Annotated in this window: 15 protein-coding genes, 1 pseudogene and 1 riboswitch; of the genes and pseudogenes, 5 read left to right on the forward strand and 11 right to left on the reverse strand. The window is 72.2% G+C overall.

What is annotated here, in order from left to right; translation table 11 throughout:
* The first annotated feature begins 129 nt into the window (after positions 1–129).
* Positions 130–226: riboswitch (glycine riboswitch) on the forward strand.
* 154 nt (positions 227–380) lie between these two features.
* The 5 genes from gcvT to G3I78_RS42885 all read left to right on the forward strand — a co-directional run bounded on the left by gcvT (position 381) and on the right by G3I78_RS42885 (position 5,142).
* Positions 381–1,499 carry a glycine cleavage system aminomethyltransferase GcvT gene (gene gcvT, locus G3I78_RS42865; RefSeq protein WP_164435165.1) on the forward strand — a complete coding sequence of 373 codons (1,119 nt, stop codon included), beginning with the start codon at positions 381–383 and terminating at the stop codon, positions 1,497–1,499.
* Positions 1,500–1,586: 87 nt separating this feature from the next.
* On the forward strand, positions 1,587–1,964 hold the full coding sequence (gene gcvH, locus G3I78_RS42870; protein ID WP_164435166.1) for a glycine cleavage system protein GcvH: 378 nt from the start codon (positions 1,587–1,589) through the stop codon (positions 1,962–1,964).
* A gap of 14 nt (positions 1,965–1,978) precedes the next feature.
* The gene (gene glyA, locus G3I78_RS42875) at positions 1,979–3,244 is read left to right on the forward strand and encodes a serine hydroxymethyltransferase (protein WP_164435168.1); all 1,266 of its coding nucleotides are present in this window, start codon (positions 1,979–1,981) and stop codon (positions 3,242–3,244) included.
* A gap of 56 nt (positions 3,245–3,300) precedes the next feature.
* Entirely contained in the window at positions 3,301–4,668 is a 1,368-nt protein-coding gene (locus G3I78_RS42880; protein WP_164435170.1) for an L-serine ammonia-lyase, read from the forward strand.
* Between the two features lie 261 nt (positions 4,669–4,929).
* On the forward strand, positions 4,930–5,142 hold the full coding sequence (locus G3I78_RS42885; protein ID WP_164435172.1) for a hypothetical protein: 213 nt from the start codon (positions 4,930–4,932) through the stop codon (positions 5,140–5,142).
* A 234-nt stretch (positions 5,143–5,376) separates the two neighbouring features.
* Here the strand turns inward: G3I78_RS42885 and G3I78_RS52465 are convergent, their stop codons facing one another.
* The 11 genes and pseudogenes from G3I78_RS52465 to G3I78_RS42940 form a co-directional block, all read right to left on the reverse strand.
* Complete coding sequence (locus tag G3I78_RS52465) at positions 5,377–5,841, reverse strand: hypothetical protein (RefSeq protein ID WP_239158385.1); 465 nt, start codon at positions 5,839–5,841, stop codon at positions 5,377–5,379.
* An 849-nt stretch (positions 5,842–6,690) separates the two neighbouring features.
* A pseudogene (locus tag G3I78_RS52470) lies at positions 6,691–7,164 on the reverse strand (RHS repeat-associated core domain-containing protein); the annotation flags it as partial.
* Positions 7,165–7,681: 517 nt separating this feature from the next.
* On the reverse strand, positions 7,682–8,356 hold the full coding sequence (locus G3I78_RS42900; protein ID WP_239158386.1) for a hypothetical protein: 675 nt from the start codon (positions 8,354–8,356) through the stop codon (positions 7,682–7,684).
* Positions 8,357–8,458: 102 nt separating this feature from the next.
* Positions 8,459–8,989 (reverse strand): hypothetical protein, encoded by a 531-nt coding sequence (locus tag G3I78_RS42905; RefSeq protein WP_239158387.1) that lies wholly within the window; start codon positions 8,987–8,989, stop codon positions 8,459–8,461.
* On the reverse strand, positions 8,986–10,890 hold the full coding sequence (locus G3I78_RS42910) for a hypothetical protein (RefSeq protein WP_164435265.1): 1,905 nt from the start codon (positions 10,888–10,890) through the stop codon (positions 8,986–8,988). Before G3I78_RS42910 ends, G3I78_RS42905 begins: the two co-directional genes overlap by 4 nt.
* A 5-nt stretch (positions 10,891–10,895) precedes the next feature.
* The gene (locus G3I78_RS42915; protein WP_164435269.1) at positions 10,896–14,405 is read right to left on the reverse strand and encodes a DUF5682 family protein; all 3,510 of its coding nucleotides are present in this window, start codon (positions 14,403–14,405) and stop codon (positions 10,896–10,898) included.
* A gap of 50 nt (positions 14,406–14,455) precedes the next feature.
* A complete protein-coding gene (locus tag G3I78_RS42920) occupies positions 14,456–15,595 on the reverse strand; it encodes an AAA family ATPase (protein WP_164435179.1) in 1,140 nt (379 codons plus the stop codon).
* Positions 15,592–17,163 carry an SMI1/KNR4 family protein gene (locus G3I78_RS42925; RefSeq protein WP_164435181.1) on the reverse strand — a complete coding sequence of 524 codons (1,572 nt, stop codon included), beginning with the start codon at positions 17,161–17,163 and terminating at the stop codon, positions 15,592–15,594. The genes G3I78_RS42920 and G3I78_RS42925 overlap by 4 nt, the downstream gene beginning before the upstream one ends.
* 30 nt (positions 17,164–17,193) lie before the next feature.
* The gene (locus G3I78_RS42930) at positions 17,194–22,197 is read right to left on the reverse strand and encodes a DNA-binding protein (protein WP_203616299.1); all 5,004 of its coding nucleotides are present in this window, start codon (positions 22,195–22,197) and stop codon (positions 17,194–17,196) included.
* An 80-nt stretch (positions 22,198–22,277) separates the two neighbouring features.
* A complete protein-coding gene (locus G3I78_RS42935) occupies positions 22,278–23,138 on the reverse strand; it encodes a DUF4132 domain-containing protein (RefSeq protein WP_164435183.1) in 861 nt (286 codons plus the stop codon).
* A 388-nt stretch (positions 23,139–23,526) separates the two neighbouring features.
* Entirely contained in the window at positions 23,527–25,644 is a 2,118-nt protein-coding gene (locus G3I78_RS42940) for a glycoside hydrolase family 97 protein (RefSeq protein WP_164435185.1), read from the reverse strand.
* Between the last annotated feature and the right edge of the window lie 165 nt (positions 25,645–25,809).

The following is a 25,809-nucleotide window of genomic DNA, read 5'->3' on the forward strand; positions in this document are numbered from 1 at the left end:
ATGGACGATCTCTCGCGTTTCTGTACTCGTACCGCCACAGGCCGGTTACAAAGGGGAGCGGCGGATGCGGCCCTGCCGTCGGCGTCCGATGCGTGCAATGATGTCCGCGCCAACTGCATACCGGCCGCTTGAATCCGCGCGGGAGAGTCCTGGGTACGTGTACCCGGGCGCCGAAGGAGCAAGTCCCTCCCTTGAATCTCTCAGGCCCCGTTACCGCGCGGGCGAGGCACATCTGAAAAGCGGGCCGCCCTGCCGCGGTGGCCCCACCCAAGGTGCAAGCCATGTCCTTCATGGCGAACCTCTCAGGTTCCGATGACAGATGGGGAGGACTACCTCGCCCGTCACACCCATGTCCTGGGATCCTTGGAGACGACCGTCCGATGAGCAGTTCTGAACTCCGTCTCACCGCGCTCGATGCCCTGCATCGCTCCCTCGGTGCCACGATGACCGACTTCGCCGGCTGGGACATGCCCCTGCGCTACGGCTCCGAACGCGACGAGCACACCGCGGTGCGCACCGCGGCCGGGCTCTTCGACCTCTCCCACATGGGCGAGATCACCGTGACCGGACCGCAGGCGGCCCAGTTGCTGAACTTCGCGCTCGTCGGCAACATCGCGTCCGTCGGGGTCGGCCGGGCCCGCTACACCATGATCTGCCAGGCCGACGGCGGCATCCTGGACGACCTGATCGTCTACCGCCTCGGCGAGACCGAGTACATGGTCGTCGCCAACGCCTCCAACGCCCAGGTCGTCCTCGACGCGCTGACCGAGCGCGCGGCCGGCTTCGACGCCGAGGTGCGGGACGACCGGGACGCCTACGCGCTGATCGCCGTACAGGGACCAGAGTCCCCCGGCATCCTCGCCTCGCTGACCGACGCCGACCTCGACGGGCTGAAGTACTACGCCGGGCTGCCGGGCACGGTCGCCGGGGTGCCGGCGCTGATCGCCCGCACCGGGTACACCGGGGAGGACGGCTTCGAGCTGTTCGTGAAGCCGGAGCACGCGGTCGAGCTGTGGCAGGCGCTGACCAAGGCGGGTGAGGGCGTCGGGCTCGTCCCCTGCGGGCTGTCCTGCCGGGACACGCTGCGTCTGGAGGCGGGCATGCCGCTCTACGGGCACGAGCTCTCGCGGGAGCTGACGCCCTTCGACGCCGGGCTCGGGCGGGTGGTGAAGTTCGAGAAGGAGGGCGACTTCGTGGGCCGCGCGGCCCTGCGGGAGGCCGCGGAGAACGCCGGCCACGAGCCGCCGCGCGTCCTCGTCGGACTGATCGCCGAGGGCCGCCGGGTCCCGCGCGCCGGGTACGCCGTCGTCGCGGACGGCGAGGTGATCGGCGAGGTCACCTCCGGCGCCCCCTCCCCGACCCTGGGCAAGCCGATCGCGATGGCGTACGTCGACGCCGGGCACGCCACGCCGGGCACCGCCGGGATCGGTGTGGACATCCGGGGCAGCCACGAGCCGTACGAGGTCGTGGCGCTGCCGTTCTACAAGCGCCAGAAGTAACCGGCGCAGGTGATGCTGAGCACATCACCGCTGCTCACGCATGCTTTCCTTCATCAGCACTCCCCCGCGTACAGGAGAATTCAGGCCATGAGCAACCCCCAGCAGCTGCGCTACAGCAAGGAGCACGAGTGGCTGTCGGGCGCCGAGGACGGCGTCTCGACGGTCGGCATCACGGAGCACGCGGCCAACGCGCTCGGCGATGTCGTCTTCGTGCAGCTTCCGGAGGTCGGTGCCACGGTGACCGCGGGCGAGACCTGCGGCGAGCTGGAGTCGACCAAGTCGGTCAGCGATCTGTACTCCCCCGTGGCCGGTGAGGTCACCGAGGTCAACGAGGACGTCGTCAACGACCCGTCGCTGGTGAACTCCGCCCCGTTCGAGGGCGGCTGGCTGTTCAAGGTACGCGTCACGGAGGAGCCGGCCGACCTGCTCTCCGCCGACGAGTACACCGCCTTTTCCGCCGGCTGAGGAGTCCGCACCTGATGTCCGCACTGAACACGTCCCTGCACGAGCTCGACCCGGAGATCGCCGCCGCGGTCGACGCCGAGCTGGACCGCCAGCAGTCCACCCTCGAGATGATCGCGTCGGAGAACTTCGCTCCGGTCGCGGTCATGGAGGCGCAGGGCTCGGTCCTCACCAACAAGTACGCCGAGGGCTACCCCGGCCGTCGCTACTACGGCGGCTGCGAGCACGTCGATGTCGCCGAGCAGATCGCGATCGACCGGGTCAAGGAGCTGTTCGGCGCCGAGTACGCCAACGTGCAGCCGCACTCCGGTGCCTCCGCGAACCAGGCCGCCCTGTTCGCGCTGGCCCAGCCCGGCGACACCATCCTGGGCCTGGACCTGGCGCACGGCGGTCACCTGACCCACGGGATGCGGCTGAACTTCTCCGGCAAGCAGTTCAACGTGGTCGCGTACCACGTGGACCCGGCGACCGGTCTGGTCGACATGGCCGAGCTGGAGAAGCTCGCGCGCGAGCACCGGCCGAAGGTGATCATCGCGGGCTGGTCCGCCTACCCGCGGCAGCTGGACTTCGCGGAGTTCCGCCGGATCGCCGACGAGGTCGAGGCGTACCTCTGGGTCGACATGGCGCACTTCGCCGGTCTGGTGGCCGCCGGGCTGCACCCGAACCCCGTCGAGCACGCGGACGTGGTCACCTCCACGACCCACAAGACGCTGGGCGGCCCGCGCGGCGGGATCATCCTCGCCAAGCAGGCCTTCGCGAAGAAGCTGAACTCCTCCGTCTTCCCGGGCTTCCAGGGCGGTCCCCTGGAGCACGTGATCGCGGCGAAGGCGGTCTCCTTCAAGGTCGCCGCCTCGGAGGAGTTCGCGGAACGCCAGCGGCGTACCGTGGACGGTGCGCGCATCCTCGCCGAGCGTCTGACGGCCGACGACGCCCGGGAGGCCGGGGTCAACGTGCTCTCCGGCGGCACCGACGTGCACCTCATCCTCGTCGACCTGCGCGAGTCCGAGCTGGACGGCAAGCAGGCCGAGGACCGTCTCCACGAGGTCGGCATCACGGTCAACCGCAACGCCGTCCCGAACGACCCGCGCCCGCCGATGGTCACGTCGGGCCTCAGGATCGGCACGCCCGCCCTGGCGACCCGTGGCTTCACGGCCGAGGACTTCGCCGAGGTCGCGGACGTGATCGCTTCGGCGCTGAAGCAGTCGTACGACGTCGAGGCCCTGAAGGCCCGGGTCAAGGCCCTGGCGGACAAGCACCCGCTGTACCCGGGTCTGAACAAGTAGTTCCACGGCGGGGGCACCCGACGACGTGTGCCCCCGCCCTGTTTGAAGGAGTTCCCGTGGCCATCTCGGTCTTCGACCTCTTCTCGATCGGCATCGGCCCGTCCAGCTCCCACACGGTCGGCCCGATGCGCGCGGCCCGCATGTTCGCCCGGCGGCTGCGCAACGAGGAGTTGCTGCCGTCGGTGGCGTCCGTCCGCTGCGAGCTGTACGGCTCCCTGGGCGCGACCGGGCACGGCCACGGCACCCCTAAGGCGGTGCTGCTCGGGCTGGAGGGCGCGTCCCCCCGCACGGTCGACGTGGAGAACGCGGACGACCGGGTGGCGGAGATCAAGGCCGCGGGCCGGCTGAACCTCCTCGGCGAGCGCGAGATCCCGTTCTCCTTCGACGACGACCTGGTGCTGCACCGCCGCAAGACGCTGCCGTACCACGCCAACGGCATGACGGTGTGGGCCTACGACGCCTCCGGTGCCGAACTCCTGTCCAAGACCTACTACTCGGTGGGCGGCGGGTTCGTCGTCGACGAGGAGGCGGTGGGCGCGGACCGGATCAAGCTGGACGACACGGTGCTCAAGTACCCGTTCCGCACGGGTGACGAGCTGCTGCGGCTGGCGAAGGAGACCGGGCTGTCGATCTCCTCGCTGATGCTGGAGAACGAGCGGGCCTGGCGCACCGAGGACGAGATCCGGGCCGGGCTGCTGGAGATCTGGCGGGTCATGGGGGCGTGCGTGTCGCGGGGCATGTCCCGCGAGGGCATCCTCCCGGGCGGCCTGCGGGTGCGCCGGCGCGCGGCGGTGACGGCCCGTCAACTCCGGGCCGAGGGCGATCCGTTGGCGCACGCGATGGAGTGGATCACGCTCTACGCGATGGCCGTGAACGAGGAGAACGCGGCGGGCGGCCGGGTGGTCACCGCGCCCACGAACGGCGCCGCGGGGATCATCCCCGCGGTCCTGCACTATTACATCAACTTCGTGCCCGGCGCCGACGAGGACGGCGTGGTGCGCTTCCTGCTCGCCGCCGGCGCGATCGGCATGCTCTTCAAGGAGAACGCCTCCATCTCCGGCGCCGAGGTCGGCTGCCAGGGCGAGGTCGGCTCCGCCTGCTCGATGGCCGCGGGCGCCCTCGCCGAGGTCCTCGGCGGCTCCCCCGAACAGGTCGAGAACGCCGCCGAGATCGGCATGGAACACAACCTCGGCCTCACCTGCGACCCCGTCGGCGGCCTCGTCCAGATCCCCTGCATCGAACGCAACGGCATGGCCGCGGTGAAGGCGGTCACGGCGGCACGGATGGCGATGCGGGGGGACGGCTCGCACAAGGTGTCCCTGGACAAGGTCATCAAGACGATGAAGGACACGGGGGCGGACATGAGCGTGAAGTACAAGGAGACGGCTCGGGGTGGGTTGGCTGTGAACATCATCGAGTGCTGAGGCAACAGAACCTGGCCAGCGGGTTCGTGCTTTCAGCGCTGCCAGGACCTTCCTTTCCCGTGGTGCCCGAGTGAGGTCTGTAGCGTGCCTGTCGGCTGCTCGCAGTCCGCTTGCGGTCTTCTGAGGTGTCCCGCAGCGCTGGGCTCCTCCGTAGCAGGTGAGGCGCTCAGTCCAGAACAGCGATCACTGCCTCTGACACCAGCAGCCCGGCCTCCTCGAACCGCCGCCCCTCCACGCCGTCCCGCACCGATCGATCTCCTCATGCAACTGACGGAGCGCCTGTTCATCGAACCCCTGGCGACCTTTGAGGTAGTCCACTCCTCGCCCGATGAATCCACCATCGTCGTCGACCACACAGGGCCAGATCGCGCACACCGCAGCCACGACAGCTTCGGCAACCCCTACCGTCCGAAAATCGACGCCGAAGCCATCCCACTCCCCGATGAGTCCACGAATGATGGAGAGTTCATCTGATTCAAACTCTCTCTCCAACTCACCTTCCGTGTCTGGTTCGATCCAGGCAATGGAACCTTCGTGTGACACGGCGATTCGCCCATCCCGCAGATCTGCACTCAACCCACGAGCGGTCAACTGGCCTTGAAGGACCTCCACGGTCACTCCTCGAGGCAAACACACAACAAGTGATTTCACCGCTCACCCATCTCCAGCAAGGAATCTCACCTCACCCCATCGAAAACCCGTTGGCCACTAGGCATCCGATTCCTCCTGACCCATACCTCCACCCAATATCCGCACAAAGCGATTTTCAGCAAGCGAGGGATATCCATCCGTCACTCGCGCCAATCCCTCGCGAATGAATCTGTCTCCAGCCACGAGGAAATCATCGACTGCGCAACTCACTTCACGGTCCACATAGCTTGGAACCGCGCGAAGGGAGAGCCGGTCGGGATGGAGCTTGAAATCGATGAATTCATCATTCTCCGTGAATTCAATCCTACCAAACCCTGGGGCGCCTTGAACGAATGCCATCACTTGATGGACGCAGTACATGGCATCGAACAGCGGTACCCATCCCCACGGAGGACCAATTTCGACACCATCATGCGAGATGTGCAACGTTCCCAAGAAGTAGTACCACCTCAGGTCACCTCTCGACACCTCTGCCAAATCGTCACCTTGAATATGCTCTCGACCATGACTGGAGTAGTCCATGCTCGAACCAAAACGGATCTCCATATGCACTCACTTCACAGGGAAAGCATTCCGGACATACTTGAGGTCGGGGTCATAGTACACACGGAGCGTGTAGAGCGGAGTCCGTTTCGAGTTCCTCATATGCCCAACCGGCTCTTCGTATGTGAATTCTTTGACCACGCCATCCTTATTATCCGTCCCTTCGTTCACCTTTCCTCTCCTCAGTACATCTTTGATGAGTGCCGCCCGAGATTCTGGCGTAGTCTCGGGTAGCCATTCCGTCTTGGACGCATCGCTGGCGAATATACCCTCGGGTGTATGGCCATTCGTAATATGCGCATCATTGATGGTTACGTCATCGTAGTTATCGCTCCCTGAGCTGGAGTTTGTCTTCGCTTCCCTGAATGCCTTGCCCAGCCCGTCGTTGATGCGGCCGATGCCATCTGCTGTACCGACCGCGCCGACCCCGATCAGGCCCACGCCCCCCGCGACAGCGGGTGCGCCGGCCAGGCAGCCGACGCCGGTGAGGCAAACGGCTGCGCCGCCGATGACTGCGTCACCGCCGAAGCCCATCAGGAACATGCTGCCGACGGTTTCCGCGCCGCCGATCCAGACATCGGGCTGGGAGAAGATCGCGGTGCCGTAGTCGACGACGGTGTTCTTGACATCCGACAGCCAACCCCAGCCACTGCTCTTCTTCTTGGTCTGGCCGGTGTTGCTGGTGGTTGCCGTACCGCTACTGCATTTGTGCGTGTCGCAGTAGTGGCTGGAGCCCTGGTACTTCTTCGATCCCGGGTCGTTCTCGGCGTGATAGGTGCCGTACGTGCCGTTGCTGCCGGAGCAGAAGTGCACCGGCCCGCAGCTTTCCAGGCCTGTCGGATCGCTCTGGGTGACCGGGCTGTTGTCGGCGTAGGTGTAGCCGTTGAGGGATTGGCTGTCGCTTGTGTCGAGGAGTGGATCGACGCTGAGGAAACGGCCGATGGTCGGGTCGTATTGGCGGGCGCCGACATAGGTGAGACCGGTGGAGGAGTCGGCGGACTTGCCGAGAAAGGCCTTGTCGTCCGGCCAGGTGCCGGTGCCGCCGGCGCGGGAGGCGCCGAAGGGGGTGGTGTACCGCTTCGTGACCGCCTGGCTGGTGGCGTCGAGGACCAGGCTGCTCGTCCCGTGCTGGTCGGCCGCGAGCCAGGAGAGGGTTCCGGTGCCGGACTTGTTGGTGCGCAGGGCGATGGTCTGGCCGGCTGCGGTGTAGTACCGCTGGGCCCAGTACTTGGCGGTCGAGGTGGACGTGTCGAGGTGGACCTCGGTGCCGTCTTCGAGGTACAGCACGGTTTCGCCTGCCGTCCGGATCGGCGTATGTGGTCGTGTACTCCGTACGGTCGGCCGGCACCTCGACCGCGGAACCGGTCGCCAGCGCTTTCTGCGCGGCCGCGGCGTCCGGCGAAAGGGACGCCGAATCGACGGAACCCGCATCCTGACCGTCAGCAACTGCCGTATACGCGGCGGCCGTTGCGGCAGGCTGAATCAACAAGACGATCGCGGCCAGCCACGCCGTACGTGACGACCGCACACGTCTACCCCCCGAAGTCTCCACAGCCCACCCCTGAGCACTTGACGAACCGATCACCATCACTTGGCGATTGAGGATCATGGCAAGGAAGGCTCAGTCGAAGTCCAAGGGACGTTCAAAGATTGAGCAAGCAAACGACTCAGCAGATGCAAAGAATGTGATCGTTCACCTTGATGACAGCCGCCGTACGGAGACGCGACAACTGTCGAGAGATCCAAGGCCCGCCGAGGTCACCCAACCCGGCTTGTCCAGGTCGGCCACATGGTCATCGAGTGCCTGGGGGTGTGACGGCTACGGCCGGGTCGGCTCGGCGGGTCCGGTCAGTTCCGTGTAGAGCGGTTCGAAGTCGAAGGGGTACTCGATCGCGGCGCTTCCGGCGAGGGACTGGACGGCGTGTCGGCGCATGCGGGGGCCGTAGGTGGGGTGGCTGATCAGGTCCGAGTAGGTCTTGCGTTTGGCGAGGTCCAGAAGCTCCGCCGTGTCGGCCAGGTAGACGTCGAAGCCCGGGTACATGAGGCCGAGGTAGGGCAGGTCGTCGAAGTCGAGGGCGAGGACCGGGTATTCGCCCTCCTCGTCCGGCTCGGTCACGGCGAGGACGCGTCGGGAGTCCGAGCCGCCGGGCAGCAGGAAGCACTCGGCGAAGTGCCCGGACAGCCACGCGAACTCCGGGCCCCAGAAGTCGCCCATCTCGTCCGCGACCAGCTGGTCCAGCGGCCGGGGTGCGAATCCGCCGTCCGGGGTGAACCAGTGGTGGCGCTCCAGCAGGCTCGTGTCGTACGCCAGCCAGGCGCGCAGGCTCGGCGACAGGGGGCGGCCGGAGGGGAACGCGGCCTCGGCGAGGACGTTCTCAGGCATCGGGCGGGGGGTGCCGCCCTCCACCCAGGGCACGTTCACGTACGGCAGCAGATACGGCAGCGCGCTCGCCGCGGGATCGCGTCGGACCGCCTCGATGACCCGCTCGGTCAACCGGACTCCGTGCATGGGCTTTCTCGCCTCTTCGTGGGTCGTGTGTCGTGTGTCAGGTGTAGTCGTGTGTCAGGTGTAGGTGTGTGTCAGGTGTAGGTGTGGTCAGGGCAGGAAGGGGCTGATCCAGTCCGCGAACCGCCCGCCGAACTCCGCCTGCGCCGCCGCGAGGACCGCGTCGGGGTCCTTCGCCACCGGCAGGCCGAAGTGCAGGTCCAACCAGGCCACGTACTCGTCGTGGCAGTCGGTGTGCGGATCGTCCTCGTCGCGGTAGAAGTACGCCCTCTCGTGCTCGACGCTGATCTCCTCGTCGAAACCGAGGAGTTGGAACAGCTCGCGCAGATGGCGGGCCACCACGTGCTCCCCGCCCTCGTCGCCGAAGACGACCACGGGGAGGCTCGCCAGGTCCTCCCGGTCGTCGACGCGCCACAGCGCGTAGAACGAACCGCCGCCGGTGGCCTGGGCGAAGGGGATCAGGCGGGCGAGGAACTCCGGGTCCTCCGACCAGGCCGGCAGACCGGACTCCTCGCCGTATTCGGTGAGCCCGAATCCCCGCGCGTAATTCTCGTAACCGACCCTGTCCTGGAAGGCCTTGAGCAGGTTCAGTTCGTCGATGGGGGAATGGTCCAGCCTCACCAGGTGGACCTCACCAACGCCCGTTCCGCGCCCGCCAGATGGACGGCCGCGCTGAGCCAGACCTGGGCGTAGCGGTCCGCGTCCGGGTCGCTCAGGCGGCCGAAGACGTCCCGGGTACGGCGGTCCGCCTCGGCGGTGAGGGCGGTGGCCAGGTCGGCCATGGTGCCGAAGCCGCTGCGGCGCAGGGCGGCCGCGCTGCCCTGCCGGTCGCCGTCCCGCGCGGGTTCGGCGACCGCTCGACGCCCTCCGGCGACCGCGAGTTCGACCAGCCGCCGCATCCGCCACAGCGGGGAGTCGGCGAGGGGGTCGGCCGGGGTGCCGTCGAACCCGGCCACGGAGGGCAGGGCGTCCGGGGGCGGGAAGTGCGCGCCCCGGAGGCGGTCGTACCCCAGGTCGGCACGGTCCAGCCACTCCGGGGGCAGCCGCAGCGTGGCTTCGGTGCCGGGCACCGGGCCCACGGCGAGGGGACGGAGGGTGGCGGCGCGGTCGGGGTCGAGGCGGGCGATCACCCGGATACGGATGCCGGGGCGGGCGGCTAGCTGGGCGAAGTTGGGGGTGTGTGCGAGGTCGGGGTGGGGGTGCGCGGGGAGGAGGCGGATCGGCGGGCCCGGGGGTGGGGTGAGGGTGGGGGTGGGTGGGGTGGCGTTCGGTGATTCCGCCGGTCGAGCTGTGAGTGGGTCGGTCTGCGGCCCGTCCTCCTCGGCGCCGGGGCGCAGTTCGCGTGCCAGCAGGGTGTCCCCCGTACCGCCCACGATCACCAGGTCGCAGCCGACGAGGGCCTGGTTGGTGTCCTCCGGCTCGGTGAGGTGGGACATGATCTGCTCGGACAGGGGGCGGTCGAACAGGGCCGTCAGGGGGGCGGACGTCCAGGGCCGGCCCGGCACGGGGGTGGCCTTGACCCCCTTGCCCGCGCCCAGGCGGCCCTCCGGGGAGATCGTGGCGCCGGAGATCAGCAGGCCGCCGCGGGCCAGTCGGGCGTGGTCCAGGGCGCCGGAGCCCAGCGCCACGGTGGCCGTCGCGGCGTCCCTGGCGCGGGCCGGGCCGCCGGGCTTGACGTCGGCGACGGAGAACCAGCGGCCGTCCTCGCCGAGCAGGTGGGTGACGACACCGCCGTAGCCGGTGGCGCTGAGCACCGGCTCCCGGCAGACGCCGAGGACCTTCAGCGCGCCGCCCGCACGGTAGCCTCGGCGGGCCGTGCCGACCAGGGCCGGATCGGGGTCGGCGGACGCCAACCGGTGTGTGGTGAGCAGGAGTTCGCGCACGGACTCCACCAGGTCGGCGAGCCGGTGCCCGTCCTCGCGGGCCCGGGCGGACCGCAGTCCCCGTACGACCCGCAGCGCCGCGGCCTCCGCCCGGTGCAGCCCGGCCAGCCGCGCGGCGTGCGCGGCGCGGAGCAGTTCGGCCTGCGGGACGGCTCCGGCGGCGGGGACCCCTGCGGTGAGTACGGCCGCGGCGGCGGCCCGGAGTGCGGTGGCCGCGGTGACCTGGGCGCGGGTGGGGCCCGAAGGCGGGGCGGGGGGCGCCTCCACGGCCGTTGAACGCGCCGGTGCCGTCGGCTCATCGGCCTCTACCTCTGCCTCTACCTCTACGGCGGTGTCGGCGGCGCCCGGTTCCGCCACCGGGCAGGCGCTCAGGATCGCGGCCCGATGCAGGCACCGGGGTGCCAACAGGCAGCCGCAGACCGCCTGTTCGGCTTCGGTGATCGTCCCCGAAGGACCTGGCGTGAGGACCACCTCCGCGTCCTCGCCGCACCGGATGCTGAGGGTCCCGTCGGAGTCGGCGACCGGGAGCGTCGCGTACGACTCGACCGCGGCGTCCAGCTTCTTGCGGAGCCGGGAGGTCAGGCCCTCGACGGCGGCGGCGACCACTTCGGGTGCCGCCGGGGGCAGTTGGGGCTTCATCGGGATCATCGGGGTTCTCCGCGCAGGCGGTCGCCCACCCAGCGGGCGAGGGCGAGGGGGCTGAGGGCGGCGACGGGCATGCCCGCGGCGACGAGCTGGCGGGCGATCGGCACGGAGTAGCGCGGGGTTCCGGTGTCGTCCAGGGCCGCGCAGCCCATGAGGTGCACCCCGGAGGCGGCGAGGGACCGTACCTCGCCGAGGAGTCCGGCGAGCGGGTAGCCCTCCTCGAAGTCGCTGACCACCGCCACCAGGGTGCGGCTGGGGACCGTCACCAGGGAGCGGGCCCGGGCGAGACCGGCCGCGATGTGGGTGCCGCCGCCGACCTGGACCTCCAGGAGCAGCGACAGCGGGTCGCTCACCCGGTCCGTCAGGTCGATCACCTCGGTGGAGAAGGCCAGGAAGTGGGTGGAGAGGGTGGGCACCCCGCCGAGCACGGCCGCGGTGAGCGCGGACCAGATGACGGACGCCTCCATCGAGCCGGACACGTCGACCACGAGGATCAGCCGCCAGTCCGCCTCCCGGCGCGACCTGGTGCTGAACACCGGCCGCTCGGGCACGACGACCATCCGGCCTTCGTCGAGTCGCCGGGTGTGCGCGAGGTTGGCCCGCAGGGTGCGGGGCAGGTCGAGGCGGCCGCCGGGGCGGTGGGTCGGGCGCGGGGTGGCCAGGCCGGTGAGGGCCGGGCGCAGCCGGGTGGCCAGCTCCCGGGCCAGCTCGTCGACCAGGCGCCGTACGAGCGGTCGTAGCCGGGCCAGTTGCCGCTCCGGCAGACCTCCGGCGAGGGAGAGCACGGAGGTGAGCAACTCGACGGAGGGGCGTACGGCGGTGGGGTCCAGCTCGGCGAGCACATCGGTACGGCCGTGCTCGGCGGCCTGCGCGAGCACCTCCTCGCGGACCTCCGCGCCGAACAGGGCGGTGAGTTCCTCGCCCCATTCCCGGGCGGTCGGGAAGGACGCCTCCTGGCCACCGCCTCCGCCCTGTCCGAGGTCCACGGAACCCTCGCCCCGGCCGGAGCCGTACAGCTCGTCGAGGGCCTGGGCGTAGCGGCGGGCGGGGGCGGGCAGGCGGTCGGACTCGCGGCCGAGCAGGAGGCGCCAGCGGTCGGTGGGGGTGAGGTGGGACGCGGGCGCGGACCTCGGCGGTGCCGGAGCCGTGGGAAGCGCCTCGGCCCGCGGTGCGGTGGTGGGCACCGGAAGCCCGAGTGCCGTCAGTTCCGCCAGGCCCGCCGCGTCTGCCGCGGTCCACAGGGCCAGGAGTTCCGGCGGGGCGGCGAGGGTCAGGTCCAGGCGGTCGCCGAGGCGGTCGGTGACGGTGTCGAGGAGGCGGCCGCGGGCGGTCGGGGTGAGGGTGTCGAAGCCGCCGCGCAGGGCGGGGAGGCGGTCCAGGAAGTCCTGGTCGGTGAGGGTCTCAACGCGGTCGAGGAGCGGGTCGAGGGCGGCGGGGGCGGACTCCAGGAGGGGCCCGGTGGCGCCGAGCAGGCCGGTGAGCAGCTTGGTCAGCCGGCGGCGGCCGTCCGGGTCGGTGGCGGTGTCGATCCAGCCGGCGACCCGGGTGCCCAGGGTGTCGGAGCCGTCGAGGTCGAGCAGGACCCGGGCGGCGAGGGCCGCGCCCTGGATGACCGGTGAGGCGGTGCGCGCGAGGGTGCCGAGGGCGTCGTCCACGCGCAGACCGAGGCGGTGTTCGCCGGCCCGGGCGGACAGCGCGATGAGGGCGGCGGCGTCCTCGGGCCGGTCGCTTCCGGCCAGGCCCGGCAGGGCGCGTACGGCGGATTCGAGCAGGGTGCCGGCGAGTTCGGCCGCTTGCCGGTCGCGGTCGGGTGTGCCGCCGGGCAGGTGTCCCCGGCGCAGTGCGTCCAACAGGTCCAGGGCCGCGAGGAGTTCGGGGAGGGTGCCGGACCGCGGCAGCAACTCGGCGGCGTCCGCGAGGCGTTCGGCGACCAGGGCGGGCAGGTCGCAGCGGGCGGCGGCGTAGAGGGCGGCGATGACATGGACGCAGGTGGCGGCGGTCTCGTGGCGGTGGGCCTCGCGCAGGGTTCCCTCGGCGGCCAGCGCGAGGGTGACCCCGCGGACGCCTGCCAGGTCGAGCCGTACGGGCACCGACGGGGTCCACGCCAGCTTCCACCTCGTGGTGAGCGCGGTGCCGTCACCCGTGCCGGCGACCTCGACGGATTCGCCGTAGAGCGCGTGGCACACCGCGAGACGCTGCAACAGCACTTCGCGGCGGCGGTCGAGGTCGGAGCGGAGCGGGTCGAGCCGGATCTCGCGCGGCCCGGGGTCGTCGGGTCCTGGCAGCCGCAGTACGGCGAGTTCGGCCTCGACGGCGGGTCCGAGCCCGGAGCGCGGGGTGCCGGGGGCGACTCTGCCCCACCCGGTGCCGACCAGCACGCCCTCCATGGCCCGGGCGAGCGCACGCCCACGCCCCAGCGGCTCGCCCTGCCCCAGCACGGTCGTCAGCGCCTCCACCAACTCGCCACGCCCCGGCGCCGGAAGCCCTCTGAGCCGGGCCAAGTCGCAGGCCAGCCGCAGGGTTTCGGCGGCCTCGCCGGTGCCCGCGGTGTGCCCCGCCGCACGCAGCGCGCGGCACACCTCGGTGATCCCCCGGGAGGCCGCCTCCCGCACCCGCTCCGGTTCGCCGCCCGCGGTGAACACCGCCTGCTGCCAGCGGGGGTCGCGGATACCGGCGGGGTAGCCCGAGCGGGCGTCGAGGAGGTCGAAGGCGTAGGGGACGAAGGAGGTGACGATGGGCGAGGCCCCCTCGCCGACGCCGACCGTCGCCGTCCCTTCGACGTCCACCGCCGGGGCCGGGTCGGTCAACGCCGGTGCGTGGAACGCCCCGACCACCGCCGCGACCCGTCGGCCGCCCGCACCGGCCGCCGCGAGCACGGAGCGCATGTACGCCTCGCGCGTCAGGTCCACGGCCGGTACTCCCCCGGACGCCTCCGCGTCCCGGCGCAGCGCCCAGCCGACACCGAGGGCCGCGCGGCGGATCGCGTCCGGGGTGCTGCCCGGGGCGAGCACCTCCACGGTACGGTCCCACAGGTCGTCGCCGTCGCGGCCGGTGCCGGCGGCGGTGAGGGCGTCGGCGAAGACCGCCCGCGGCTCGCCGCCCCCGGTCGTCTGCTCGACCTCGCCACCGGGCCGTACCGCGTCCCACCCCGGATCGCTCAACGGCAGGTCGCAGCAGAGGACTTCGGCCCCCCGCGCCCGCGCCCAGCGGACCGCGGCCAGTTCCGGGGAGAAGTCCGCGAAGGGGTAGAAGCCGAGCCGTCCGTCCTCCCGTGCCCCGGCCAGGGCGACCGGCGCGAGCGTGCCCGGGTCGGCGAGGTGGAGCAGCCACGGCTGGAAGTCGGCCGGCAGCTCCACGCACACCACCTCCGCGCCGGACGCGTCCAGCAGGGCCGGCACGGCGGCGGCGAGGGCGGGACTGTGATGCCGTACGCCGAGGAGGTAGGGCCGTACGGAATCCGCCAGCCCGGCGACGGCCGCGCGGGGCTCCTCCGCGTCGGGGACGGCCACCCGCGGCTCCTCCAGTACGGTCGCGGTCTCCCGGGGTTCCTCCACGGCGCTCAACGCAGGTTCTCCCGCAGGTCCCACAGGCGGCGCCACATCGCTGAGCCGTCCTCGGCGCGGCGGCGGACCGGGCCGTCCCAGTAGCCGAGGAGGCGGGCGTGGTCGGTGGGGTCGTCCTTGCGGACCACGCCGAGGAGGTGGGCGGGGACGAGGTCGAGGGTGTCCCCGGCGGGGAGGTACGCCGTGGCCACGCCGAGGGAGGTGGCGACCTGGACGGCCTCGGCGGTGGACATCACCGTGCCGGGGCGCTCCACGTCCCAGCCCTCGGCGGAGCGGCCGGTGCGCAGGTCGCGGAAGACGGTGACGAGGACGTCGAGGACGGCGTCGTCCACCCCGAAGGCCGCGCCCGCGCGCTGCACGGCGGCCACCGCCTGGCCCCGGACCAGCGCGGCCTCGGCGTCGGCGTCGGCGATCGGCTGCACGGTCTCGAAGTTGAAGCGGCGCTTGAGCGCGGCGGACATCTCGGAGACGCCCCGGTCACGGAGGTTGGCGGTGGCGATGACGGTGAAGCCGGGGGCCGCCGCGACCTGGGCGTCCTCGGTGCCGGACAGTTCGGGGACGCTGACGCGCCGGTCGGACAGGATCGACACCAGGGCGTCCTGCACCTCGGGCAGACAGCGGGTGATCTCCTCGACGCGGGCGACCCGGCCGCTGCGCATGGCGCTGAGCACGGGCGAGTCGACGAGGGCCTGGCGGGTCGGGCCCTGGGCGAGGAGGAGGGCGTAGTTCCAGCCGTAGCGGAAGGCGTCCTCGGTGGTGCCCGCGGTGCCCTGCACGGTGAGCGCGCTGGTGCCGCAGACGGCGGCGGACAGCAGCTCGGACAGCATGGACTTGGCGGTGCCGGGCTCGCCGACGAGCAGCAGTCCGCGCTCCCCCGCGAGGGTGACCACACAGCGCTCCACGAGGGCGCGTTCGCCGACGAACTTCGGTGCCACGACGAGCCGTTGGCCCGCCGCCTCCAGTGTCCTGCCGTCGCTGCCGCAGATGAAGGTGACCACGGCACGCGGGGTCAGTGCCCAGCCGGGCGGGCGCGGGCCCTCGTCGTGTGCGGCGAGGAAGGCGAGTTCGGTGGCGTGGCGCTCCTCGGCGGGCAGGACCTGCCGGGCCGGGGCGGTCGTCGCCGTCGTGGTGCTCATGGACGTCCTTGGTGGTTCGGTGCGGATGGGGCGGGGCCCTGACGGGTGTCGAGCAGACCGCGGCCGCTGCGCTGGGCCGCGTGCCAGTCGGCCCACCGGTCCCCCGCCACGGCGGCCAGCAGGTGGAAGACCTCGCCGACCCGGTCGACCGCGACGGCCAGGGCGCACAGGCCGTCGACGAGACCGGTGGCCGGGGTGTCGGCCGCCGTCGCGTGCAGGGCCCGGACCAGCGCGACGGTCCCGGCGTCACGGTCCACGGCGGTGAGGTCACCGGCGAGCGGTGTGTCGGCCGACTGTGCGGTGTCGAGGAGCGGGCGCAGGTCGGGCAGTTGGTCGAGGAGCGGCCGGAGTCGGGCGGGGTCGGTGCGGGTGAGGGTGTGCAGCAGGGCCCATCGGTCGATGGAGGTGCGGCCCCGGCTCGGCAGGGTCGCGGTGGTGACCGGCGGCTCCGCGCCCAGCATCACCGCGGCGAGGATCTGGTTGACCGGGCTGCGGCGCGCTTCCGGGAGGCTCTGCTCGAAGTCGCGGAGTTCCCGCCAACGGCCGGACAGGATCAGGGCGGTGGGCAGGACCGGCGTCTCGGCCGCCGCCTCGGCGACCTCGACGATCCGTGCGCGGGCGGCCGGGTCCGGCTCGGGCCGCAGGAGTTCGTCGCGGATCAGTCCCACGATGTACGGCCCGAAGCCTCCGTACCGGTGTCCGCGAAGGCCCCCGTGCTCCTCGGGGGACCGCAGCCGCCGGCCGGCCTCCGCCAGGTCCGGGGCGTCGAGCCGGTCGCAGGCCCGCTCGGCCTCCGCCTGCCGTACCCGGAGGCGGAGCCAGGACGTGGTCAGGTCGAGGAAGTCGGCCGGGGCCGGGTCGTCGAACCCGGCCGTCGGGGCGGGGAACCAGGGCAGGCCGGCGAGCGGCAGCCAGGTCGCGGTCTCGGCGAACTCCCGCAGTGCGTAGGCGTCGTACAGCCCGTCGTAGCGGTCGTCGGCGGGCTCCTTGAGCTGTCCGTCGTAGCCGAAGCTGTCCAGCCAGACCGTGCCCGCCCAGGGGCCGTTGAGGACGAGCCGGGCCAGCATGTGGCTGCGGGTGGCGCCCAGGATCAGCGTGCCGTCGTCGGGGTCGGCGCCGGCCGGGAGGTCGTAGAAGGCCTCCCTCGGGTCGTCGAACTGGGCGTAGAACTCGCCCGGTCCGGCGTCGAAGAAGTCGGTGCCCTCCGCTTCCTCCCACTCGGTGATCTCGTCGGGCCGTCCGGCCCAGGACTCGTGCAGCGGGAACGGCTCGCGGTAGCCGGGCTCGTCCTTCTCCCCGAAGGGCTGCGCGCCGTACCGCATCAGCAAGGCCCCGGGGTCGCCGAACTCCAGCAGATAGCGGCGGTAGTTCTCCGGCAGCCGCAGCCCGTTGCGGGCCTCGAACGCGGCCACCTCGGTCTCGGGGATCGGCACGAACGCCCGGCGCCAGACCTGGCCGTCGCCCGGCCGCAACGCGTCCCACCGGGTGAGCAGTTCGCGGATACGGGCCAGCCGCCGGTCGATCTGTCCGGCGTCCAGCGGCCGTCGGGACACGGTCGGCTCAGCCATCGTGGAACTCCTCGCTGTCGGTGCTGTGCTTCATCGGCGACGGCCTCTCTTGACCTTGAGCTCCTCGAAGCGCGGCACATCGCCCTCGCGCACCCGCTGCCAGGCCCTGCGGTACAGGTCGGGGGCGGGTTCGGTGGGCACGACCACGCTCAGCGGGATGTGCTCGCCGCTGATCAGGTCGCCGTACAGCGGCAGCTTCCACTGCTCCAGGGGAAGGCGCGGGAACGTGAGGGTCTCCCAGCCGCCCGGCAGGAACAGGGAGCGGGCGGCGCGGGTGCGGCTGGCCTCCACCACCAGGTCGGTGGCGGCGAGTTCGGCGCGGGCGGCCTTGAGGCGGGCGGGCTTCCAGCCGGTCCAGCGGGCCGTGTTGCGGTCGGTGGGGTCGGGCATCGCGAGGAGCATCAGGTAGAGGGCGGCGGCGTCCTCGCCGATGCCGTACTCCTTGGCCACCTCGGTCACCAGCTCCGGTGCCGAGCGGGAGGGGTCCTGCCGGTACCAGGTGCCGTCCTTGTCGCGTGCGCCGCGGAGCGGGTCGCCCGGGTCGGCGAGGAGGGCCTCGAAGCGGGCGGCGCGGGCGAGACGCAGGGCGGGCTCGACCGGGAAGGGGGCGCCGCTCTCGTCGAGGCGCAGGGCGGGCAGATAGGGGTCGTGGCCGTCGGCGTCGAGGAGGGCGACCTTCAGTCCCGGGGCCGGCCTGTCGTCGTAGGTGGCCATGACGACCGCGCCGTACCGCTCGAAGCCGTCACCGACCTCGGTGGGCCGGCCTGCCGCCTTGCGGAAGTCGGGCAGGTAGACGTACCGGTTGAGGTCGAGCATCAGGCCGGGGTGGGCCAGCCGGTCCCGTACGGCGCCGAGGGCGGCGGGCAGTGCGGTGCGGATCGGGTCGCCGACGGGCAGCCGGTGGGCGAGCCAGGCGATCAGGGTGATCGAGTCGATCAGCGTGGCCGTGGTGAATCCGACGGCGTCCTCGTCGACCTGGCCGACCCGGTCGTCGGTGACCGTCCACTCCAGGTCCTGGCTGAGGGAGGGCTCGGAGGCGGGGTCGAGCAGCGCGGACAGGGTCGAGTGCTCGGCCCGCAGGGCTCGCCGTGCCTCGCCGAGCAGTGCCTCGGGCAGCATCCTGCGCTTGCCGACCTCGCTGTTCCAGACCTCCGCGGCGGCGGCCGTGTCGGGGCCGTCCGTCCACAGCCGGGCCGGGTCGCGGGGCAGCAGTGCGGCGACGACGGCTCTGAGGACGGTGGTGTCGGTCCTGCGCAACTCGTCCTTGGCCAGGGCCGCGTCCGTCACCTTCACCCCGAGCACGGCCCGTGCCTCCGGGGTGAGGAACGACTGGTCGGCGCTGTCGACCTGCGGCACGCCCGCCACGATCAGCCGGGCCATGGTCGAGGTGACGCCGGTGAGCAGGGCGAACTCCTCGGCCGCCGCCGGGAGCCACGGGGCCGGTCCGCGCCGGTCCGCCTCGCTGAGGAACGCCGTGAGCCAGTCGGCCTCGCGGTCCTCGCCGACCGGGTCGACGGATTCGACCGTGTAGGGGGCGGGGGCCTCGAAGCGGCCGGACGGGTCGTGGAACAGCGCCTCGAAGTCGGCGCCCTCCTTCTCGTCGCGCGAGGTGCAGGCGGTGACCGCGAGGAAGGCGCCGCCGTCCAGCGGCAGCACGCCCTTCAGGTGCCCCTCCCGCCACTCGCCGGCCGGGGTACGCAGATGGCTCGCGTCGACATGGAGGGAGACCCGGCGCCAGCGCGCGGGCCCGGCCGCCGAACCGAGCCCGAGCGTGTCGAACTCCCGCAACAGCGCCACCAGGGTCTCCCGGTGCTCCGGCGAGGTGGTCGGCGACGCGACCCGGAACGCCATGGAGGTGAGGAGGTCGGGCAGGGGTGCCGAGTCCAGGTAGCCGCCGGGGAGTTCGGGGCCGTCCAGGTGGAGACGGGGGGTGGGTGTGGGGTGTACGGCTGCGCTCGGGGCGGATGTGGGGTGTACGGCTGTGCCCGGGGCGGGTGTGGAGCCGTCGTCCCCACCGAGCCCCTCCCCCGAGCCGCCCTCCTCGTCCACAACCCCCGCAGCCGCCTCCCCCGCCCGGACCGCCCGCCGCAGCACCCGCAGGCGCCGGAAGACGTTGTCCCGGTCGGCCCCGTAGTGGTACCAGCCGCCGCGGGACCCGTCGAGGCCGCTGAGCGCCTCGCGCAGCAGGCGGTCGGAAGGGCCGGCCGGGCCCTCGTCCTCCTGGGTGCCGCCGAGTTCCGCGGTCAGGCGGGTGGCCGCCGCGTCGAGGACCTTCTGCTGTTCGACGGCGTACTTCACCACGCCCGCGATGCCCGCCAGCAGCGCCTCGTCGGTGACCTGGTGCAGCAACTCCACGACGCCACCGGTGAGTTCGGCGTGGATCAGGGCGCGGGCGGTGTCGTCGTCGACGGCCCGCAGCGCGGCGGAGCCCTGCGGGTCCCGGGGCCGCAGGCAGTGCCAGTAGCGCAGCGGCGGCAGCAGCGGGGTGCCCGCGGCGAAGTCGCCCGGGGCGCGGTCGACCTTCGCGGTGGCCGTGACGACCCCGTCCGCGTCGACGAGTTCGATGCTCCAGCCGGACCGGACGACGGCCACGGGCCGGTCGGCGCCCGGGAAGAGCACCGCGGCGTACGGCATCCCCGTCCGCTCGTGGACGGTGACCCGGCGCCCGGCCAGGTCCTCCCCGTGCCAGTGGCCGTCCGGCGTGCGCACCGCGCGCCAGCCGAGCAGCCCGTCCACCGGCACCCCGGCGGGCGTGACCTCCTCGGAGGGGTACGGCGCGAGCGAGCCCGGCGCGTAGGTGCCCTCGCCGTAGGCGTCGGCGAGGAAGGCGGGCGCGGTGTTGCGGCCGAGTCGCCCGGTGGCCGGGTCGTACTCGAACCAGCCGTCCCCTCCTCCCCAGATCCAGTAGGAGGTACCGTCGCCGAGCAGGTTCGCCTCCGCGGGCACGGTGGTGTCGCCGCGGTGCAGGACACCGGCGCCGCTGACCCGCCCGCCGCCCGGCAGGGGCAGGCTCGGGACGCCGTTGTCCTCCCGGTACCAGTTCATCTGGGTGCCCCGGGGGACGCGGGCGCCCGCCAGGGACAGCACCCGGTCGGGGCTGTGGTGCCAGTAGCCGCGCAGCTCGTGGTCGTAGGTGCGCCAGTGGACGAGCAGTTCACCGTCGACGAAGTGGAAGCCGGGCTCACCGAGGACGCCCTGTCCCGGCACCCGCAGATCGTGGGTGAGCACGGTGCCCTCGGCGCCGATCACCCGGGCCTGCGCCGCCCCTGCGGTGACGAGGTGCGGCCAGGCGTCGGCGACGTACAGGTCCTCGACGCTCCGCGCGTCCACGAGTTCCCTGGCCGCCTCCTCCCAGGCGGGCCAGCCGAGTTCGTCGATGAGCCCGGCCCTGAGCGCGCGGGCCAGCAGCGGGGCGAGGTCGGTGGCGGCCACCTCCCGGATCTCGTCCTCGGCGAGTCTGAGCGCCTCGCCGGGGAGCCACTTCAGCCGCCGCAGGGCCTCGGGGAGGCCGGGCAGTCCGGCGGCCTTCGAGCGCCGGGCTACCGTGCGCACCCAGTCGGCGAGCAGCGGCCGGCCGCCGGGCGACTGGGCGAGGACCCGGATCGTGTCCAGGTCGTCCTCGTCGTCGCCGAACATGTCGGCCGCTTCGTGGAAGACGGTCCGGAACCGCTCGTCGGCGGCGAAGGCGAGCAGGTCGCGCCGGTCGTCGCCCTTGGCCCACCGCTGGAGTTCCACCCGGTGGTGGACACCGGCCGGCACGCCCAGGGCCAGCAGCAGATCCAGCAGGTCCAGATCGTGCCCGGCCAGCAACTTCCCTCCCGACGCGGCGAGTTCGGTGCGCAGCCGGTCGGCGGACAGCTCCGTGACCCGGTACAGGGCGGGCAGTCGCGCGGGTTCCTGGTAGCCCAGTGCGCGGTCCTGGAACTCCAGGAAGCGGGCGAACCAGCCCGCGGTGCCGTCCTGCGGCCGCTCCTCGTCGGGCAGCGAGTCGTCCCAGAGCCCCACGAGGGCCCCGGACTCCTCCAGGATGTCCAGCCACAGCAGGAGTACGGCCTGGTCGCCGGAGTCGGGCATGAGGTTCAACAGCGCGCCGCGCACCGCGGGTTCGCGCCGGCCCAGGGCGACGACGGCCGCGCGGTGGCTCTTCCACCAGCCCGGCGCCGCCTTCGCCGTGGCGGACAGTGTGAGCAGGTCGGCCAGGTAGGCCTCCTCGACCGCGGCCCCGTCCCGGCCGGCCGCGCGGGCCAGCCTGCGTACGTCGGTGGCGAGTTGGGCGGACGGCACGAGTCCGCCCGCGGTGCGCCGTACGCACATCCGGGTGAAGCGGTCCAGGGCCTCCGGGGCCGGCACCCGGGCGGCCAGCTCCTTGCCGTACCCGGACAGCGCGGTCGCCGTCAGCGCGCCGGCCAGCGCGAACTCCAGGAACACGGCGTCCAGCCGCTCCTCGTCCACGGTGAGCCCGTACTCGGCCTCGGCGTCCCGGGCCCGGCCGAACATCTGCGCCGCGTAGGTGGGGTTCTCCACCGACAGGAAGACCCTCCCGGCCTGTTCGTAGAAGGTGGGCAGGAAGTGCGGTACGGAGACGGCCAGTTGGCGCGCCGTCTCCCGGTAGGCGTCCAGGGCGGCCTTCGCCCGGGACTTCGCCTGCCGGGCGATCCGCTCCAGCTCCGGCAGGACGTCCAGCGCGTGCTGCCCGTCCTCGGGGTGGTGCACCAGCACCCACTCCGGGAACCCGAGCGCCTGCCGCGCCCCCAGCCCGACCTCGACCGGTTCCGCGTCCGGTACGAGGCCCAGGAAACCGGCGGCCAGGTCCTCGGCCGCGCCCAGCTCCCCGGCGACCAGCCGCACGACCACACGGTCGTCCAGCCCCGGATGCGTGTACGACCGTGCCGTCAGCGGCACCGCGCGCTCACCGGCGCCCTCCGTGCCGAGCGGCAACACCGCCCCGGCCGCCAGCAGTTCCTCGTACGCCACCCGCGCTCCCCCGCTCACCGGCCCGGCTTCCGCACTCGACGCCGTCGCCTCCCCGCTCATTGACCCCGCTCCCCCGCTCAACGCCCCTGCTTCCCCGCTCACTGACCCCGCTCCCCCACTCACCGAACCCGCTCCCCCGCTCACTCGCCCGTCACCTCGTCGATCTCGCGCCCGGCGTACAGCGCCGCCGCCATCCGCATCCCCTCCGACCAGGCGACCGGACCCACGTCCACCGGTCGCAGTCGGCGGCCCTCCGGGTCCAGCCAGGACAGCCCGCCGGTCCGCACCTCGTAGTCCCAGGGCTCCCCGATCCACACGGCTGCCTCGACGGTGCGCTCCCCGTCGCGCACCCGGCAGGTGGCCCGGGACCCGGAGACCCGGTAGCCCAGCGAGGTGGCCCGGGCGGCGAGCGCGGAGCGCCAGAAGCGGCCCCCGGCGAACTCGGTGACCTCCCGCGCCTTCTCGTCCAGGTAGGCGGGCTTGTGCCAGGTCCCCCGGTGGATCTGCTCGACGCGCTGCACGATCCCCAGCTCGGCCGCGAACTCCCGCAGCTCCTCCAGGTCGGGCAGCAGCACCGGGTGCGGCAGCGTCACGGTGCGCGGGGACAGTCGTACGGTCTCGCCGTCGAGGTCGACCACGCGCAGCTCGCCCGACTCGGTCACCCCGCGCAGGAAGCCCACCTCGTCCGGGTCGTCGCCGACCACCACGAGGTCCCGCAGCGCCGACTGCCAGGCCTCGTCGGGCCAGACCCTGGCCACCACCGCGGTCGGCACCGGCAGTGACGACACCATCCAGGTGTCCACCTGTGCCACGCAGGCCGCCGCGTGCCGCTCCAGCCACTCGGCGAGCCGCCGCAGCCGCTCCACCTCGGCATGTCCCTTGAGCGCCTTCGGCAGCGACTTCAACTGCCGTCCCGCCGCCCGGCCCGCCGTGGCCCTGGCCGCCACCCGGCCCTCCACCAGGGCGACTTCGTATCCGTCGCCCGCCACCAGCCAACCCACCGGCCCCCGCCTTCCGCATCAAGGAATGGACACACCGCGGCCGGGGATCCGGCACTCGGTGTGACGATGAGCGGAACGTTAGGAGGTGCCACTGACAATCGTCCGGGCGAATCTCTCCGGCGCACGCCGAGTCAAGCCGCGTGACCTGGGACGACACATCCGCAGAACCACGTAATCACGCTACGTACTACCGGCCGGTCATCTACCGGGCCCCCGGGTGGACGGCCGGGGCGCGGTGATCGAGATCAGCGGCGACCCGCACCGGAGCGAGCCCGACTCGACGGGTTGTCTCGTACGACTGCCGCGCACGGCCGTGCCCGAACCGCCGCTGCTCGTCCTGGTCCACCGGCCCGCGCAGAGCCCGGACCCCTCGACCTCACCTCCCGCCTCACAGCACGGCGATGAACCCTCCGAAGGCCGCCGTGTCGATCGTGAACCTGGAGCCCCGCCGGGTGGTGGTGCGCAGGGTCCGGTCGGTGGCGGAGGTGTCGGTGAACAGCCGAAGCGTGGCAGGGGACTTGACGCCCAGGTCGCGCAGGTCGAAGGCGAGCTTCTGGGCCTGGCCGGTGGGCGCGGTGTAGTCGGCGGCACCGGAGTCGAGGCCGGGCGCGATGGTGAGGGTCCGGCCGTTGACTCCGGCGATGTACCAGGTACGGCCCTTGCGGCGGGCGACGACGACATGGCTCGCGGGGTCGGCGGCGAGGAAGCGGGTCTCGTCCCAGGCGACCGGCACGGTGCCGAGGAGTTCGCGCACCTCGGCGGGCTGGGCGAGATAGGCCTCGGGGCCGTCGGCGTAGCCGTTGAAGCCGGACTGGTAGATCACGGTGAGGGCGAGTTCGTGGGCGTCGGTGGTGCGGCGCGGGCTCTGCGGCAGCGCGTAGGGGGCGAGCAGGGTGGTGCCGTAGTCGAAGGCGCCGACGACGTTGCGGCTGATCGCGGCGATGGTGGTCTGCTCGGGCATCTGGTCGGCGAGCGGCTTGGTGTTGGAGTAGTTCTCGCTGGCGAGGCCCGCCTCGACGCCGAGCAGGTGCGGGTAGGTGCGGTCCCAGCCGCGCGGGACCGTGGTGTTGTGCAGCACGATGTGCAGCCGGTAGCGGGCCGCGTCCTCGATCACCTCCCGCTGCCGGGCGAGGAGTTGCTGCTTGTCGGCCTCCCACATGTCGACCTTGACGCCCGCGACCCCGGCGTCGCGCAGCAGCTTGAAGCGGGCGCGGCGGGTGGTGGCGTCGGCCATCAGGTCGCGCGGGGTGCTGGCGCTGTTGTTGTTGGTGCCGCCGGAGTTGTGCCAGAGGAAGACCTTCAGACCGCGCGCGGCGGCCTCGGAGACGATCCGCTCCAGCGGTACGGCGTTCCCGGCCGCGTCGTTCATCTGGTCCCACTTGGCGTCCACGAGCGCGTACGGCCAGCCCATCGCCTTGCCCAGGTCGAACCACTTGACCGTGGCCTCCAGGCTCTGCGGGCTGCTGTGGTCCATCATCCAGCTGAAGGTCGCGGGCCCGGGGCGCACCCACGAGGTGTCCTCGATCGCGCAGGGCACGCCGAGGTCGGTGGCGAGCGTGGTGTTCGCGACCTCGGCGGCGGTGCGGCCCACGGCGACGAACCGCCAGGGCGTCTGCCAGGCACCGGTGATCTGCGGGGTGCCGGGGCCGAGGGTGCCGAGCGCCTCGTCGTCGTAGGGGAAGGCGACGGTGTACGTCACCTTGCGCGCGGCCGTGTCGAGGGCGGGCTGGGCGAGGTGGCAGGCGGCGTAGGTGCCGTCCATGCCGGACTCGCTCGCCAGCACCCACCACTGCTTGCCGTCGCGCGCGGCGGTGCGGGCCAGCAGCGGGAAGGAGGCGCCGCGCACCGAGGTGGTGGCGTCGCCGAGGGCGGGGACGGTGTGGTGGTCCCTGGGGATGTACCACTCCTGGTACTTGGGCTTCTGCACGGTGTACGGCTGGGTGAACTGGGCGCCGCCGTCGGCGGGGACGTGCAGTGTCAGTCCGGTCGCCTCGGCCACGACGGTGCGGGTGACGCCGTCGCCGCGGTCGGGGAAGCGGTAGCGGAAGGCGGCGCCCTCGCTGTCGGCGCGCAGGACGACGTCCATGGGCAGGCCCTTGGCGTTGCGCAGCGAGACCACGCGCTCGGTCGCGGTCTTGCGGACCCGGGAGACCTTGCCCTGGAGGAGTTCGTAGTCGACGGCGACCGTCCTCGGGCGGCCGCGGCCGGTGAGGGTCAGCCGGGCGGCGAAGTCGGCGTCCTCCAGGGTGAGTCCGAGCGGGCTCGCGGGGACGACCTCGGTGCCGTCCACGGCCACGGAGTAGGACGCCGTGCCGGAGTCCAGGCGCAGGGTGACCCGCACGCGCCCGCAGGGGGACACCGCGGTCACCGGGCCGTGGGCGGCCTCGGAACCGGTGGCGGCCTGCGCGGATCCTGCCGCGATCGGGACCGTCAGGGCCGCGGCTGCGGTGGCGGTCCCGGCGATGACGGTCCTCCGGGAGACACTGCCGGAATTCTCATGGTTCATGGCGGACTCGGATCCTTTGCGTGGGGCGGGAGTGCCGGGCCAAGGGTGTCCGCGGCCGGTGAAGTCGCGGTGATCCGCTCATGAAGAACGATTGAGCGATACGTGTCCCCGCACCGGGCAAGTGGGGCATCATCAACTCTCGTCCCCCCACTCGCACTTCTAGGG

This window comes from Streptomyces sp. SID13726, assembly GCF_010548375.1.
In the GTDB taxonomy this organism is placed as follows: Bacteria; Actinomycetota; Actinomycetes; order Streptomycetales; family Streptomycetaceae; genus Streptomyces.

What these genes read in the sequence shown, in the direction of transcription:
- G3I78_RS42885 (WP_164435172.1), top strand. Translation starts at nt 4,930, where the DNA reads ATGCAACTGACGGAGCGCCTGTTCATCGAACCCCTGGCGACCTTTGAG.
- G3I78_RS42930 (WP_203616299.1), bottom strand. Translation starts at nt 22,197, where the DNA reads ATGAGCGGGGAGGCGACGGCGTCGAGTGCGGAAGCCGGGCCGGTGAGC.
- G3I78_RS42940 (WP_164435185.1), bottom strand. Translation starts at nt 25,644, where the DNA reads ATGAACCATGAGAATTCCGGCAGTGTCTCCCGGAGGACCGTCATCGCC.
- glyA (WP_164435168.1), top strand. Translation starts at nt 1,979, where the DNA reads ATGTCCGCACTGAACACGTCCCTGCACGAGCTCGACCCGGAGATCGCC.
- G3I78_RS52465 (WP_239158385.1), bottom strand. Translation starts at nt 5,841, where the DNA reads ATGGACTACTCCAGTCATGGTCGAGAGCATATTCAAGGTGACGATTTG.
- gcvT (WP_164435165.1), top strand. Translation starts at nt 381, where the DNA reads ATGAGCAGTTCTGAACTCCGTCTCACCGCGCTCGATGCCCTGCATCGC.
- G3I78_RS42910 (WP_164435265.1), bottom strand. Translation starts at nt 10,890, where the DNA reads ATGAAGCCCCAACTGCCCCCGGCGGCACCCGAAGTGGTCGCCGCCGCC.
- G3I78_RS42925 (WP_164435181.1), bottom strand. Translation starts at nt 17,163, where the DNA reads ATGGCTGAGCCGACCGTGTCCCGACGGCCGCTGGACGCCGGACAGATC.
- G3I78_RS42920 (WP_164435179.1), bottom strand. Translation starts at nt 15,595, where the DNA reads ATGAGCACCACGACGGCGACGACCGCCCCGGCCCGGCAGGTCCTGCCC.
- gcvH (WP_164435166.1), top strand. Translation starts at nt 1,587, where the DNA reads ATGAGCAACCCCCAGCAGCTGCGCTACAGCAAGGAGCACGAGTGGCTG.